Origin of the sequence: Arthrobacter sp. CAL618, assembly GCF_000468215.1 — a bacterium.
Classification (GTDB): Bacteria; Actinomycetota; Actinomycetes; order Actinomycetales; family Micrococcaceae; genus Arthrobacter_D.
The window spans coordinates 1-14,279 of record NZ_ASZW01000070.1 but is presented as its reverse complement, the minus strand read 5'-3'; the positions used below and the strand labels follow the sequence as shown (position 1 = coordinate 14,279).

The following is a 14,279-nucleotide window of genomic DNA, read 5'->3' as shown; positions in this document are numbered from 1 at the left end:
GGCTCATCGTAATTGGGAGTGTAGGTAGGGTCTGAAGCCGCCTGATTCCAGGAGTGATCGAGCGATGTAGTTGGTGATGTTCCGGAATCCGAGGGCTGAGCCGCGGAGGTGTTCGAGCCGCCCATTGATGGCCTCCGTGGGGCCGTTGCTGGTGCCGGGTCGGTCGAAGAACGCGAGTACGTCGGCGGCGCGTTGTTTCAGGGTCCGGCCGATTCGGCGGATCTCGACCAGGGCTGCGGGAACGCCGCTGGTGACGGAGTTGATCACTGCCTGCATCATCTGTTTCCCTTGTGTCTTATTCGGTTCCCTGTATGCGGCGACGATCCGCTGATAGATGCCCCAAGTAGCTTCGACCTCGAGGTGTTCCTCGGACGCGAAGACGGCCTCCAAGCGTGCGTTCTGTTTGTCGGTGAGCAAATCCGCGCCGGTATGCAGGGTCCGTCGGGCCCGGTAGAGCGGGTCACCGGCACGACCCCGATGCCCGAGCGTCGCCTGCTGAACACGTTGCCGGCACCGGTCCAACCCGTCGCTGGCAAGCCGAACAACATGAAACGGATCCATGACCGGCACCGCGTCCGGGAGCTCCTCCGTGGTCGCGGTCTTGAAGCCGGTGAACCCATCCATCGCCACCACTTCCACCCCGTCCCGCCATGCCTGCGGGCGGTCTGCGAGCCAGGTCTTGAAGACCTGTTTGGAGCGGCCTTCGACCATGTCCAGCAGCCGTGCCGGGCCCGTCTTCTCGCGGATCGGAGTCAGATCAATGATCACCGTGACGAACTTGTCGCCACGTCGGGTGTGCCGCCAGACGTGTTCGTCGACGCCGATCGCGGTCACCCCGTCGAACCGCTGCGGGTTATCGATCAGCCGCCGCTTGCCCTCCGCAAGGACGGCGCTGTTGGCGGTATGCCAGGACACTCCCAGACCGGCAGCGACCCGGGACACGGTGAGGTGATCGACCACGACCGCCTCGAGCGCCCACCTGAGTCCGCGACGCGAGATCTTCGCCCGGGGCTCAGCTGCTGCGTCCGTGTCCTGTCGCCAGGTGCGACCGCACTCGGTGCACCGGTAACGGCGTATCCGCACCAGCAACGTAGTCGGCCGGTGACCGAACGGCTCATGCGCCAACCGGCGCGTCACCGTGTCACGGAGCACACCCGCAGAGCCGCAGCCTCGGCACCACGGATTTGCCTGAACGACACGGCATTCGATCACCGCCCGACCCGGGCACAGCTGCTGGCCGACGGCTTCCAAGCCGAGTTCGTCGAGCCGGCAGAACGTCGTCAGATCAGGGGCATGAAAGGTAGCGTTGAGCACGTCGAGGTCTTTCGGATGGGCAGCGTAGGAACTTCCATCATCGGAAGGCCTCGACCTCTATCCCGCCTTCGACGCGCCCACACCGATCACCCCGGCTACACCCCACCCACACTCTCGTTTACGAAGAGCCAGTTAAGGATGTGTAGCGCGAGACGTTCCGCTGCCAGGCCGACAGGGAGAGGGCCGCCTCCAGCGCCGATCAACTGGAGGAGCGTGAGGGCGAGCTTGCCCGGGGGGACCGTCCAGTGCTGGAAGTTCAGGCCGTGGTGCCTGTCGTTGCGCGCCTCCGGTTGACCGGTGCGGGGCCGAGACGTCGACGGCGGGGATGTTCTAGGCGGTGATCACGGCTTTGAGTAACGCCGCTGCGAGGCACAGTGCGGCCAGGACGATGCCCAGGATGAATGTCTGCGGGGCAGCCCGTTCGCCTCGAAGATGTCCGACCACCCAGCCGAGGCTTGCCAGCCGAACGACGGTGATGATGATCGCCAGCTGCAGCGCTAGTCCCGGATCAACCCACCCCACCAAAGCAGCCGTCATGAAAAGCGCGGGCCCAACCGCTGCGGACGCGATGGGCACAGCGTGCCATGCCTCTTTTCGAAGGTGAGGTGTCGTGGCCTGGTCGGGTGCAGTCACCCGGACGCCGACATGTTCGGCCAGCACGTGTGCGATGAACGTCGATGTACCGGTTCCGATGATGTAGATCAGGGCTTTGCTGGTGAGTAGGTCCTCCGGGTACAGGGCGATGAGCGCGGCCAGAATCAGGATGTCTCCGTAGACGAAGGCCGTGATCCTGCTCGATGCGTCCTCCTTGCTGAGCGGCCGCTCCGAACGTAAGTGAAAGAGCTGATAGATCAGGTCCTGGACGAGCCGATGAGGGCGCCTCTTCAAGCGGTCCTGACTCATGGATTCCTTTTCGTGCACGTCGTGCCCGGGTCGACCTCGATCAGCGCCCGTCGCTAGGTTTCGATGAGTATCTCAGGTCGAGTCGGCCCCACCCGCCAGTGCCGGCGGGCGACACGAGATCACAGGAGTACATCGTGACGATGAGTTGCACTAGGAGTGACGGATCGCCGCCGAGGCGGGGAGTGTCAGGGCATGTAAGGGGAGTAGTAGGGCAGCGAATCGTTCAGGACCGGCACCTTGACGATCAGGGACTCGTCGGCGGAGGTGACCTTCACCGGAACCACGGAGCCCGGGTCGGCACCTACCTGATCGACGAGCAGTGGTGTCGTCCGTTCGAGGTGGACGGAGTTCTCGCCGCGAACGAGGACGCTTTCGGTCTGACCCGCGACGCTGAAACCCACCATGAGGTCCTCCTCCGTGTCATTGATGATCGTGCCCAGCACCCGGCCAGGCTCCTGAGCGGAGGTACCTACTATCAGCATGTTCTGCAGCCGCACATTCCCGCTTGATGCGTGAGCGCCGTCGGTGAGCGAGTCGTTCATCTGTGTCGCCACGGGGTTGGTGAAGGAACACCCGCACAATGTCAGAGCGAGCAGTCCGACGTACACCGCCTTCAGGGCAAGCGTTCTTCCTGCCCTGTGTTTCGCGGGAGGAGCTTCTGCTCGTACCCCCTCGATGAGGCCCTGCGTGACGACCCGGCGTGGACGTGGGGGTGAGGGCGGACGCCGGTGATGTGCGCTCGAGGTGATCATCGTGCGGTCTGACAGGGTCATGGTGGCCTGCTTCCAGTCGGTTGTTGCACCAACTGGAGGTCTCTCCCGGCCGCTTCATGCGACCCTGCTCGCCGGAGAGTTCAGGGACTCTCGTAATGACGACGAACCGGATGTGGGGATACTACCCTCCATTGAGATAAGTGAAACATACTTCACCTATTTAGGGGAAGAACCGGCGCCCTGACATGGCGATCGCTTCCGTTCTGCTGTCCACACGTGTCCGCGTGCGACTGGTCGGCGGGGCTGTGGTGTGGCGCGTCCCAGCCCACGGGCGCTTCTGGCTCGGCTCGGTTCTTCTCAGTGGGGTGTCGTGTTCGATCGTGGAGCCTTTGGGTCCGCTGGCGGCGTCACGTCCGTTCGTTCTGGGCGAGGTGGGGGCGTTCCGATGAGACCGCCGGCGATCATGGTGAGGAAACCGGCGATCCCGACGACCGGGATGGACACTGCGATGGAGAGCAGGACGATCAGTATTCCTCCCAGGATCGTCACGAACGCCGCTTTCCGGCGGCGGGATGTGCGGCGCGGCGAAATCGTGTGTTGAAGGCGTTGGGCAAGTTCGGGTTCTTCGGCTGCGAGACGCCGTGCGAGCTCGTCGAAGCGGGATCGTTCTTCGTCCGACAGGGGCATGACAGTCACTTTCTCTTCTCACGTGGGGCTTGGGTCCTGGTGTTGGGTCGCACGTCCATGCACGGCGGGATCATCCTGCAGGGATCTGTCCTGGGGGATCCGGGCCTAGGGCGGCCCGGTCGGGCACCATGCGGGCAGCGCATCGTCGGAGGCGCCGGGAGGGCAGGGATCGAACGTGAAGATGACCAGCGATCCGAGCGCGATGATCACGCCTGTGCAGGTCAGGAGGACGCTCTTGAGGCACAAGCGCATCCAGGCGGTGTCCGTGTAGTCGTTGATGATGACGCGCAACCCGTTGGTGCCGTGGAGCATGGCCAGCCACAGCATGATCAGGTCGAACCACTGCCAGAAGGGGTGCGCCCATTTCCCGGCGACGAACGCGAAGTCGATCTGGTTGATGCCATCCCCGAGCACCAGGTTCACGAACAGGTGCGTGAAAATCATGATGAGTAGGACGGCCCCGGACCACCGCATGAACAGCCAGCCGAGGAGCTCGAAGTTGCTTCGGGCGTGTGGGCGGCTCCGCGGGGGAGTGACCGGCATCCTGACGGGATTGCGTTGAGGCCGCGTCACTGCAACCCCAGCCCGCACATCCCCAGTTCCTGCAGCATGTCTTCGACCAGTTCCTCCGCCGAACGGCTGGCGTCGAGGACGATGAAGGACGGGAAAGCGTCGAGTCCCTGGTAGGCGTCGTCGAACCGTTGCAGGTGCTCGATGGTCTCGGTGTCCACGGCCCTGCCCGTGATCCTCGCGTGCGCCACGTCGACGGGAACGTCGAAGTAGAAGACGACATCAGGAGTGGGCAGGACGGTGAGGAGGAACGGAAGCAGCCGGCCCACACGCAGGCCGCGCGCACGGCGGAGCGCGAGCTGGCAGTGAAGGTACCGGTCCATGACAACGACGCCGGGGCCTGTCCGGGCTCGCGCGTGCGAGATCAGGACGTTCGCGCAGCGAAGAACCGTCTCCAGCGCGTCAAGTGCTGCCTCGGGAGGGTGAAGGCCGGATCGGCCACACCACGCAGCCAGGCTGCGCCGACCGGATTCGTTCCTGCGGAACGCTGCCGGATAGTCGGCGGCGTTGAGTTGCTGCGCCAGCAGACGGCCGGCCGTGCTCTTACCCGCACCGTCGATACCAACGAGAACGATGATCATGGTCCGTCCCCGTCCAGTGTGGCGACGCCTCGGAGCTGCACCGCTACCTTCCGAACCAGGGCCCGGGCTCTGCGCTGCTGCAGAGCTGGCGTCGAGAGCGAACCCTGGATCAGCGGGGGAGCACTGGAAATGCACCTGATGCGCTCCTGCGGCTTGTTCGTCGCCCATCGGGTGGACCGAACCCCCGACGGAGGTCGTACGGCCTTCCTTCCATGTCCTCTACTCCTTTCGTTCGTCGCGGATCGTGGAAGCCGAGACTGCTCCTAGTTGTCCTCCTGCTCGTCGTTCTCCTGCTCGTCGTCCTGCCCGTCCTGTTGCTCTTCTTCCTGACCTTCATCGGGGTTGTTGTCCTGGTTGTCGGTGTCTTCCTGTTCTTCCACTCCTGGTACCTGGGGCAGCTGTGTGTCATCGCATCCGGTGATGGACAGTGCCCCGATGACGAGGAGTCCGGAACCAAGGAGCAGTGCTGTACGAGATGTGATGGTGTGTTCCTTTCGTGATGCCAGCTGTCGTGCTGGCGGTCGAGCTGACAGTCGTACTGGTCGTGGTACCGGTTGTCGTGCTGGTTGTAGGGCTAGTGTTTTCCGCTGCCGGGGGAGTGGGAGAAGATCGCCAGGAGTTCGCCGATCTCCTTCTGGGACGTGGTCGGGTGGCGGAAGTGCTGGTGCGGGTCGATGGTGTAGCGGGTCCGCCGGCCTTCACGGAGCCGGTGGAGGTAGCCGGAGTCCTCGAGGTCCTTGAGGATCTGCAACGTGGCTCGCGGGGTGATCCCCACAGTCGCCGCGATGTCCTCGACCAAAGGGTTCGGGTTTGTCGCGATGACCAGCAGCACATGACCGTGATTGGTGAGGAACGTCCACTGGTGCGGGACTATCCGCGGAGGTGCGGTAGCCGAGTCGGACGTTCCGGAGCTGCGGTTGCTGGATCCTGGCTGCATCGGTGGTCCCTTTCAGGGATGGACGGTTTGTGGTCGGAGACAATCGTCTGCACGCGTCCGATGAGGGATCAGTGGCGAGGCGTGTCCTGACGGTCTCCGTCAGCGGAACGATCGTCTCCTGCGCGGTCCTCTCTGATGGTCGGACCCGCCGCCGGATTTTCCGCGGGACGTCCAGCGGATGAGGTGCCGGTTGTCCCACCGTGCGTGGCGGCTACCTTGCGGGTGCGCGTCCACACAGGCTGCAGTGCTGCGATCTCGGCGTCGTCGGCTGTGCGGAAGGGCGGTTCCACGGGTGCCGGCGGTTCGTGGCGTTCCTGGCCGCGGGTCTTGATGAGGCTGGCGGCGATGGAGATGGTGAGGATGGTGGTGATGACGGCGAGGGAGATCGGCGTGGGGATGTAGAAGACGTCGATCTTCAGGGCCATCTTGATGCCCACCCAGATCAGGACCATGGCGAGCCCGATCTTCAGGTACACGAAGCGGTGGATGAGGTCGGCGAGGAGGAAGTACATGGCGCGGAGCCCCAGGATCGCGAAGGCGTTGGCGGTGAAGACGAGGAACACTTCGTCGGTGACGGCGAAGATCGCGGGGATGGAATCGACGGCGAAGATGATGTCGGTGACTTCCACGAGGACGAGGACGGCCAGCAGGGGTGTGGCGAGCAGGACCCCGTTCTTGCGGATGAGGAACCGCTGGCCGTGGAAGGCGTCGGTCATGGGCACGTGGCGGCGGAACAGTTTCAGGGCCCGGGACTTCGAGGGGTCGATGTGTTCGTTGCGCTGAACGAGCATCCGGTATCCGGTGAAGAGCAGGAACGCGGCGAACAGGTAGAGGACCCAGCCGGCGCTGGCGATGATCGCGGATCCGGCGGCGATGAAGATGGCCCGGAAGACTAGGGCGCCGAGGACACCGAAGAACAGGACCCGGTGCTGGTACTCCCGGGGAACGGCGAAGAACGTGAAGATGATGGCCCAGACGAAGACGTTGTCGACGGCCAAGGATTTCTCGATGAGGTAGCCGGCGAAGTACTGCTGGCCGAATTCGGCGCCCCAGAACCGCCAGATGATCGCGCCGAACGCGACGCCGAAGAACACCCACACTGCCGACCAGGCTGCCGCTTCGCGGACGCTGATGACATGGGCTTTGCGGTGAGCGACGAGGTCCACGATCAGCATCACGAGGATGAAGCCGATGACGGCGAACCAGACCCAGAGGGGGACGTTCAAGGGGTACCTACTTCCAGTCAGTATCGAATTAACTGGAGGTCTCTCCCGGCCTCTGAAGGCCCTGCCCGCCGGAGAGTGCAGGGACTCTCGTAGTGACGACGGACTGACTGGGGGATACTCCCCTCCACATGAAAACTAGTGAACCACACTTCGCCTGTTGAGGGAAGGTTTGCCTGGAACACAGGTCAGCACGAGCTTCATCGGCTGGACGTCCCTATCCGCGTCCGCGGTTTCAGCGATGGTGCGTGCACGTGCTGCGGTCCGGCGAAAACTGCGGCACGATACAAGGTCACCAGCTTGGCGACGCTGGTGCGGTTCGGTCGTCCGGATCGACGATCTGATCCCGGAGCGTCGCCACGATGTTTGTTCCGTACCTCGGCGTTACCCGGTGCTTGACGCCCGTTGCCATCTCCTTGATGAGACGGGCGATGGACTCTGCATGACGGAAGGTGCCGCCAGCAGCAAAGTACGCCCGCAGCCACGGGTCGACGTCGATGGGGTAACCCTCAGCGGCGAAGGCACGAACGATCTGAACGACCGCGTCTTTGCCAGGGCCAGAACTGAGCCCGTTGTACTGGTGATAGACGAAGATCTCCGCGGCAGCGACCATGAGAAGGTCCGGCGCTGACATCGCCACACCGGTATGGAGGTTCACGGCTCCTGCACTGTCGAGCCAGGTCCGGATCCTGTCATCAGGTGACCACACCATGACGAACAACCGCTCGATCAACCCAGCCGCGACCACGCTGCGGATCGCTTCCAGGTCCCGGTCCTCGAAGGGGTGAACGATCACGACCGCGTCATCAATCACGCGGCCTTCCTGCTCCACGCGTGATAGCTCGCTCATCCCGAGGACTTCCCGCTGAGAAACGTCAGGCACAAGGTACTCGATGACCTCCACATCCGCGGTCCGGCCATCAGCGTTGAGCTGCCTGACATTGGCCCTGCCCCCGTTGAGTGGACACCTCACAAGAGAGAATGTTCATTATGGGAAAGACACGTCGGGAGTTCACTCCTGAGTACAAGGACGAGGCCGTGAAGCTGGTGATCAATACCGGCAGGCCGGTCGCGGTCGTCGCCCGGGAGCTCGGGATTAGCGAGGCTTCACTGGGTCGGTGGGTGAACAGTTTCAAGGCCCGCAACGAGACCGGCGAGACCGCGGTCACGGAGTCCGAGCGGGCCGAGTTGCAGAGGCTGCGCAAGGAGAACGCGGACCTGAAACTTGATCGGGCGTTCCTAAAAAAAGCGTCTCTCTTCTTCGCCCAGGAAGCCTCGGATACGAACGCCAAGCGTTCGAACTGATGCACGCGCAGAAGATGAACTTCACGATTACCCGCATGGTGCGCCTGCTCGGGGTATCCCGGTCCGGGTACTACGCCTGGCTGGAGCGGGTGCCTTCGCCGGCGGCGATCCGGCGGGAGGTTATCGAGCGAAAAGTTGCCTACTTCCACAGTGATTCCGATGAGGTTTACGGCTCGCCGCGGATCCTGGCTGACCTGCGTGCCGACGGCGAAACTGTGTCCCGGAAGACCGTCGCGAAAGCCATGAAATCATTGGGCCTAGCCGGAATCTGCCCGAAGAGGTGGAAGACCACCACGGTGATCGACCATGCTGATGCGTATCCGGTGGACGCGGTGAAACGACGGTGGGACACCGGGGCCCTGAACCAGGTCTGGGTCGGTGACATCACCTATCTGAGAACGTGGGAAGGATGGGTGTACCTGGCGACCGTCATCGACGCCCACTCCCGCCGTGTGATCGGCTGGGCAATCGCTGAGCACATGCGTACCGACCTCATCCAGGACGCCCTGCAGATGGCTCTGACTTTGCGGCAGGATCCGCCGGCGCAGGTGATCTTCCACAGCGACCGGTGGCCCAGTACGCCTCAACGCAGATCGCTGAGTTCGCCGCCGCTAACGGGATCACCCGCTCCATGGGATTGACCGGTATTTGCTGGGACAACGCGATGGCAGAGAGCTTCTTCGCGACCCTGAAAACCGAGTTCTACCACCGGCGCGTCTGGCCCACCCGGGCCCGTGCGGCCCGGGATGATTATGACAGCCTCGTTCAGGACCACTAGGACGGCTTGATTCAGGACCACCCTGTGACTCGCCGGATCGTTGTGACGGTTTGATTCGGGACCACCCCCAGTCTTGTTCCCACGTGATGGGACGAGGCCGTGGAGGTTCGGATGAGGGTGCGCATGGAGTTGTTCGCGAACATTCGTAGAGACGCCCGGGTCGAGGGTCTATCGATCCGTGAGCTTGCCAAGCGTTATCAGGTCGGCCGGGACACTGTCCGGCAGGCCCTGGCGAGTCCCGTACCGCCGTCACGGAAGGTGCCGGTGCGCAGTGCACCCCGGTTGGACGGATTCAAGCCGGCGATCGACGCGATGCTCCTGGAGGACACGACGGCGCCGCGGAAGCAACGCCATACCGCCCGGAGAATTCTGGCCCGGCTGATCGACGAGCACGGGGCCGAGGAGCTGTCGTATTCCACGGTGCGCGACTACGTCAGGGTCCGGCGGGCGCAGATCGATGTGGAGGCCGGCCGCCGGGTCGAGGTGTTCATCCCGCAGGAGCACGCGCCGGGTGCGGAGGCCGAGGTGGACTTCGGCGAGCTCTGGGTGGTGCTGGGCGGGGTGAAGACGAAGTGTCACATGTTCATCTACCGGCTCTCCCACTCCGGCAAGGCCATCCACCGGGTCTATCCGACGCAGGCGCAGGAGGCGTTCCTCGAAGGTCATATCGAGGCGTTCACCGTGCTGGGCGGCATCCCGACCAAGCACATCCGCTACGACAACTTGACCAGTGCGGTCACCGCGGTGGTGTTCGGGCAGGGACGGCAGCGGGTTGAGAACGATCGGTGGGTGTTGTTCCGCTCCCATTACGGCTTCGACGCGTTCTACTGCCAGCCCGGCATTGACGGGGCCCATGAGAAGGGCGGGGTGGAGGGTGAGGTGGGTTGGTTCCGCCGCAACCGGCTCTCCCCGATACCCGCCGTCGCGTCCCTGGATGAGCTCAACGACCGTATCCGGGTTTGGGAAGCCCAGGACGATTCCCGGCGGATCAACGACAGGATCCGAACCATCGGGCAGGACTTCGCTACCGAGCGGCCGCTCCTGGCATCGCTGCCGGTGGAGGCGTTCGATCCGGGGTTGGTGCTGACGCCCAGGGTGGACCGGTCCTCGATGATCACCGTGCGGATGGTGAAGTACTCGGTTCCGGCACGGTTCATCGGACGCAAGGTCAGGGTGTCCCTCCGGGCGTCCGAGGTCGTGGTCTTCGACGGACGCACTGTGGTGGCCCGGCATCAGTGGATCATCGTCAAGCACGGTCAGTCGGTGCAGCTCGATCACTACCTCGAGGTCCTGAAGATCAAACCCGGTGCCCTGCCCGGCTCGACGGCTCTGGCCAGGGCGCGGGAGTCCGGTTCGTTCACTAGCGCTCATGAAGCGTTCTGGGCGGCTTCCCGACGGGTCAACGGTGACGCGGACGGGACCCGGGAGCTCATCGACGTCCTGCTACGCCACCGCTCCCTCGACGCCGACGACGTCCTGGCCGGCATCAGTGCGGCTCTCGGGGTCGGCGCGGTCAGCGCTGACGTCGTCGCGGTCGAAGCCCGCCGCCACGCCGCAACGGCTCAGGGTGGGTCCAGTTTGGACCGTCACTCGGACGCCCATCGTGTCGCTCATGGCGTCGAGGAAGTGCAACGCGTTGTCAGTCTGACCCAGCGCCGGCTGATGGAACCGGCCGCGGTCATTGCGGGTCTTCCGGCAGATACGCGGCCCGTCCCATCTGTTGGCGTGTATGACGAGTTGCTGGCGAAACGCCCCCAGCCAACCCCTGCCCCGCATCCAGGAGCAACGTCGAAGGAGAACATCTCATGACCCCCACAACCACTACGACGGTGACCCCGACCCTGCGCCGGCGCCGCGGGCTGACCGAGCAGGCCGCCGTCGCGGCCGTGGATCAGGCCTGCCGGCGNGGCTGCGCCTACCCACGATCCGGGCGGTCCTCGACGAAGCGTTGACCGTCGCCGGGAAGGAGCAGCTGTCCTATCAGGGGTTCCTGGCCGAGCTGTTGCTGGCCGAGTGCGACGACCGGGACCGCAGATCCTCCCTGCGCCGGGTGAAGGCTGCGAACTTCCCGCGGAACAAGTGGCTTGGGGACTTCGACTTCGACGCCAACCCGAACATCAACCCCGCCACGATCCACACGTTGGCCACCGGGGACTGGATCCGTAAGAGCCGGCCCCTGTGTCTCATCGGGGACTCCGGAACCGGGAAGTCGCATCTGCTCATCGGGCTGGGCACGGCGGCCGCGGAGAAGGGGTACCGGGTGAGATACACGTTGGCTACCCGGCTCGTGAACGAACTCGTGGAAGCCGCGGACGAGAAGATGCTCGCCAAGACCATCGCCCGCTACGGGCGGGTCGATCTGCTCTGCATCGACGAGCTCGGCTATATGGAGCTCGACAGGCGCGGAGCCGAGCTTCTTTTTCAGGTCCTCACCGAACGCGAGGAGAAGAACTCGATCGCGATCGCCTCCAACGAGTCCTTCTCGGGGTGGACGAAAACCTTCACCGACCCACGCCTCTGCGCCGCCATCGTCGACCGGCTCACCTTCAACGGCACCATCATCGAAACCGGCACCGACTCCTACCGCCTCGCCCACACCCTCGCCCACCAAGACGCTGGCTAAGTGCCAGAAATCGCACCGCCACCCTCGAGGTCGTTCCTTGGTCTAGTACTCCGAAAGGGTTCAGTGGATGATTCGATGAAGCATGAATACTTCTAGGAAGACCGTGTTCGCGGCGTTGGGGCTCCTGTTGACTCTTTCTGGAGCGGTAGGGAGCGTCGTAGTTTTCCTGCAACCCTGGCGAAGCTGCCCTGAGATCGATGACAGCTCGGCCGGCTGTCCTCCTACATCAGGTGATCAGGCTCTGCTTGTCTTGGCTCTTTTCATTCTTCTAATTGGAGTATTACTTCTTGTGAAATCGATGAAAACGGTACGCCTTCCATCTGATGCTGCAGGCCCCTTCGGGCGAAGTTAAAGCCCTGACGCCACTCAAGGCTGACGACGCCCTGCAACGTCGGACGGCGATTATCCTCGCCCGTGCAACCGCCCACGGTCGCCGAGATCTGCAAGGCGGTCCTGCATCAGACCGTCCCAGTCGTCCCGCATCACGTTGACACGTTCATAAGCGGCCGGAAGTACGTCGGAGGTCTGTAAGACAGTATGAGCTTGAGCGAATCCCTTACCTTTGGAAGGAGCAGCGTATGGAACCACGAACACCTCGGCTGACGAGCACAACCGCAATCCTCACACGACTGGTCGAGGACCCTGACGACCTCGCCGCTCACCCGGACAAGTATGTCGTTGACTTGTTCGCCGACGAGGACCATGCAGAGAAAGCCTGGCTACGTGCTGGCACCCCGCATCACTTCAGCTACAACGACGGAGTCATCACTCTCATGTGGGATGGCGTGCAGCTACTGGGCATTCCTGAGTGGGATGACATTGTGATCCTCTGGATCTACCTGGTGAACGTGGTGGAGGGCTACCTTGTGACCGGTCGCGGTCATGACTACTTCCCTGATCAGCCCACCCCGATCATTCTCGAGCGGATCCGTGGGGGCGCCCTGATCACCATCGGTGAAACCAAACTGCGCGTTGATCCCTTAGTTTTCTGTCGGGAACTCCTTGATGAGGCAGAGCGCTTCTGGCAGTGGGTCGATCGACATGAGGTTCCTGTCAGTCGCGGCGACCAGGGGATCGATCGAATCCGGGCGCTCATTCCCCGCTACTGACTGGCCCACGCCTGTACCGCCGCTCCTTCGTTGAGGCCCATGAGCTGTACTGGGAAAGGATCAACAGGGCTCTGCAGGAGCTGACGTTAAGCGGCTCTTCGTAAACGAGAGTGTGGGTGGGGTGTAGCCGGGGTGATCGGTGTGGGCGCGTCGAAGGCGGGATAGAGGTCGAGGCCTTCCGATGATGGAAGTTCCTACGCTGCCCATCCGAAAGACCTCGACGTGCTCAACGCTACCTTTCATGCCCCTGATCTGACGACGTTCTGCCGGCTCGACGAACTCGGCTTGGAAGCCGTCGGCCAGCAGCTGTGCCCGGGTCGGGCGGTGATCGAATGCCGTGTCGTTCAGGCAAATCCGTGGTGCCGAGGCTGCGGCTCTGCGGGTGTGCTCCGTGACACGGTGACGCGCCGGTTGGCGCATGAGCCGTTCGGTCACCGGCCGACTACGTTGCTGGTGCGGATACGCCGTTACCGGTGCACCGAGTGCGGTCGCACCTGGCGACAGGACACGGACGCAGCAGCTGAGCCCCGGGCGAAGATCTCGCGTCGCGGACTCAGGTGGGCGCTCGAGGCGGTCGTGGTCGATCACCTCACCGTGTCCCGGGTCGCTGCCGGTCTGGGAGTGTCCTGGCATACCGCCAACAGCGCCGTCCTTGCGGAGGGCAAGCGGCGGCTGATCGATAACCCGCAGCGGTTCGACGGGGTGACCGCGATCGGCGTCGACGAACACGTCTGGCGGCACACCCGACGTGGCGACAAGTTCGTCACGGTGATCATTGATCTGACTCCGATCCGCGAGAAGACGGGCCCGGCACGGCTGCTGGACATGGTCGAAGGCCGCTCCAAACAGGTCTTCAAGACCTGGCTCGCAGACCGCCCGCAGGCATGGCGGGACGGGGTGGAAGTGGTGGCGATGGATGGGTTCACCGGCTTCAAGACCGCGACCACGGAGGAGCTCCCGGACGCGGTGCCGGTCATGGATCCGTTTCATGTTGTTCGGCTTGCCAGCGACGGGTTGGACCGGTGCCGGCAACGTGTTCAGCAGGCGACGCTCGGGCATCGGGGTCGTGCCGGTGACCCGCTCTACCGGGCCCGACGGACCCTGCATACCGGCGCGGATTTGCTCACCGACAAACAGAACGCACGCTTGGAGGCCGTCTTCGCGTCCGAGGAACACCTCGAGGTCGAAGCTACTTGGGGCATCTATCAGCGGATCGTCGCCGCATACAGGGAACCGAATAAGACACAAGGGAAACAGATGATGCAGGCAGTGATCAACTCCGTCACCAGCGGCGTTCCCGCAGCCCTGGTCGAGATCCGCCGAATCGGCCGGACCCTGAAACAACGCGCCGCCGACGTACTCGCGTTCTTCGACCGACCCGGCACCAGCAACGGCCCCACGGAGGCCATCAATGGGCGGCTCGAACACCTCCGCGGCTCAGCCCTCGGATTCCGGAACATCACCAACTACATCGCTCGATCACTCCTGGAATCAGGCGGCTTCAGACCCTACCTACACTCCCAATTACGATGAGCC

Annotated in this window: 14 protein-coding genes and 1 pseudogene; 6 read left to right on the top strand and 9 right to left on the bottom strand. The window is 63.6% G+C overall.

Features of this window, described 5'->3' with window-relative positions:
- Positions 1–3: 3 nt before the first annotated feature.
- The 9 genes from K728_RS0104240 to K728_RS0104195 all read right to left on the bottom strand — a co-directional run bounded on the left by K728_RS0104240 (position 4) and on the right by K728_RS0104195 (position 7,778).
- Positions 4–1,314, bottom strand: coding sequence for an ISL3 family transposase (locus K728_RS0104240; RefSeq protein WP_024475914.1), 1,311 nt, complete (start codon positions 1,312–1,314; stop codon positions 4–6).
- Positions 1,315–1,644: 330 nt separating this feature from the next.
- On the bottom strand, positions 1,645–2,217 hold the full coding sequence (locus tag K728_RS0104235) for a hypothetical protein (protein WP_019481126.1): 573 nt from the start codon (positions 2,215–2,217) through the stop codon (positions 1,645–1,647).
- Positions 2,218–2,402: 185 nt separating this feature from the next.
- On the bottom strand, positions 2,403–2,990 hold the full coding sequence (locus tag K728_RS21785; protein WP_024475959.1) for a hypothetical protein: 588 nt from the start codon (positions 2,988–2,990) through the stop codon (positions 2,403–2,405).
- Between the two features lie 297 nt (positions 2,991–3,287).
- Entirely contained in the window at positions 3,288–3,617 is a 330-nt protein-coding gene (locus K728_RS18385) for a DUF3040 domain-containing protein (RefSeq protein WP_019481124.1), read from the bottom strand.
- A gap of 105 nt (positions 3,618–3,722) precedes the next feature.
- Positions 3,723–4,160 carry a succinate dehydrogenase hydrophobic membrane anchor subunit gene (locus K728_RS0104220; RefSeq protein WP_035747130.1) on the bottom strand — a complete coding sequence of 146 codons (438 nt, stop codon included), beginning with the start codon at positions 4,158–4,160 and terminating at the stop codon, positions 3,723–3,725.
- Between the two features lie 26 nt (positions 4,161–4,186).
- On the bottom strand, positions 4,187–4,768 hold the full coding sequence (locus K728_RS0104215; RefSeq protein WP_019481122.1) for a dTMP kinase: 582 nt from the start codon (positions 4,766–4,768) through the stop codon (positions 4,187–4,189).
- 574 nt (positions 4,769–5,342) lie between these two features.
- Positions 5,343–5,705, bottom strand: coding sequence for a helix-turn-helix transcriptional regulator (locus K728_RS0104205; protein ID WP_019481120.1), 363 nt, complete (start codon positions 5,703–5,705; stop codon positions 5,343–5,345).
- Between the two features lie 68 nt (positions 5,706–5,773).
- Positions 5,774–6,931, bottom strand: a complete 1,158-nt coding sequence (locus K728_RS0104200) for a TerC family protein (RefSeq protein WP_024475957.1) — start codon at positions 6,929–6,931, stop codon at positions 5,774–5,776.
- A gap of 289 nt (positions 6,932–7,220) precedes the next feature.
- On the bottom strand, positions 7,221–7,778 hold the full coding sequence (locus tag K728_RS0104195) for a hypothetical protein (RefSeq protein WP_237742084.1): 558 nt from the start codon (positions 7,776–7,778) through the stop codon (positions 7,221–7,223).
- A gap of 140 nt (positions 7,779–7,918) precedes the next feature.
- On the opposite strand from K728_RS0104195, the gene K728_RS0104190 reads away from it, so the two are divergent.
- The 6 genes and pseudogenes from K728_RS0104190 to K728_RS0104165 all read left to right on the top strand — a co-directional run bounded on the left by K728_RS0104190 (position 7,919) and on the right by K728_RS0104165 (position 14,276).
- The gene (locus K728_RS0104190; RefSeq protein ID WP_019481117.1) at positions 7,919–8,233 is read left to right on the top strand and encodes a transposase; all 315 of its coding nucleotides are present in this window, start codon (positions 7,919–7,921) and stop codon (positions 8,231–8,233) included.
- The gene (locus K728_RS18380) at positions 8,233–8,874 is read left to right on the top strand and encodes an IS3 family transposase (RefSeq protein WP_051317607.1); all 642 of its coding nucleotides are present in this window, start codon (positions 8,233–8,235) and stop codon (positions 8,872–8,874) included. Before K728_RS0104190 ends, K728_RS18380 begins: the two co-directional genes overlap by 1 nt.
- A 248-nt stretch (positions 8,875–9,122) precedes the next feature.
- Complete coding sequence (istA, locus tag K728_RS0104180; RefSeq protein ID WP_024475955.1) at positions 9,123–10,820, top strand: IS21 family transposase; 1,698 nt, start codon at positions 9,123–9,125, stop codon at positions 10,818–10,820.
- A pseudogene (istB, locus tag K728_RS18375) lies at positions 10,817–11,634 on the top strand (IS21-like element helper ATPase IstB). The gene istA and the pseudogene istB overlap by 4 nt, the downstream one beginning before the upstream one ends.
- Before the next feature lie 578 nt (positions 11,635–12,212).
- On the top strand, positions 12,213–12,743 hold the full coding sequence (locus tag K728_RS0104170) for a hypothetical protein (RefSeq protein ID WP_024475954.1): 531 nt from the start codon (positions 12,213–12,215) through the stop codon (positions 12,741–12,743).
- 222 nt (positions 12,744–12,965) lie between these two features.
- Positions 12,966–14,276, top strand: a complete 1,311-nt coding sequence (locus K728_RS0104165; RefSeq protein ID WP_024475914.1) for an ISL3 family transposase — start codon at positions 12,966–12,968, stop codon at positions 14,274–14,276.
- Positions 14,277–14,279: the final 3 nt, after the last annotated feature.